This is a genomic window from Pseudomonas syringae pv. cilantro (assembly GCF_001293775.1).
Taxonomy (GTDB): domain Bacteria; phylum Pseudomonadota; class Gammaproteobacteria; order Pseudomonadales; family Pseudomonadaceae; genus Aquipseudomonas; species Aquipseudomonas syringae_P.
This window is the reverse complement of sequence record NZ_LGLN01000098.1, coordinates 1-516: the sequence shown is the minus strand read 5'-3', so window position 1 is coordinate 516 and position 516 is coordinate 1. Positions and strand designations below refer to the sequence as shown.

The following is a 516-nucleotide window of genomic DNA, read 5'->3' as shown; positions in this document are numbered from 1 at the left end:
TCAGTCGCAGTTAATCTGAGCCGAAAATTGCGCTGATTGCGAGCACGGCTGTTTTCGATTGCAAGCCGCTACAGCTAGTGGTTACACGGTCGTTTTCCTCTAACTCTTCCACTCACTCGCCTGGGCCAAATCACTGCTGTCGCCACCCCAAGGAAATTCACCGCGCGTCTGCTCCCAGCAGCAGAAGTTGAGAAAATTTACTTCACGCTCGGTAATGGTTTGCCAGTGCATCATGTACACCTGCTGAGAGAAGCTGCCCCAGGCTTCGTGCAGTGCCCAATCGCCCCAGCCTGTTAGCTCAGGGTAAAACTCACGCAGTCTTGCAACATCCATAGCCGTTTCGGCATCGGTGTCGAGTGCATGTGACGCCTCGTGACCAGCGCTCACGAAGTGAGGTGATGGAGTGAATACGAACGGCATGTGTCCTCCTGCATGATACCTGTAACGGCCTGCAATCGAAATGGCCTCGACCTGCAATCATCGAGTTTTTCGACCGGGATTGATTGCGTCTATCCG

The 516-nt window shown here is 53.7% G+C and carries 1 protein-coding gene; it reads right to left on the bottom strand.

Annotated features, from left to right (window positions below):
* Positions 1 to 99: 99 nt before the first annotated feature.
* Positions 100 to 420, bottom strand: coding sequence for a hypothetical protein (locus tag ABJ99_RS25560; protein WP_054088155.1), 321 nt, complete (start codon positions 418 to 420; stop codon positions 100 to 102).
* Positions 421 to 516: the final 96 nt, after the last annotated feature.

Excerpts from the sequence above, each read along its gene's own strand:
- ABJ99_RS25560 (WP_054088155.1), bottom strand. The coding sequence starts at position 420 with ATGCCGTTCGTATTCACTCCATCACCTCACTTCGTGAGCGCTGGTCAC.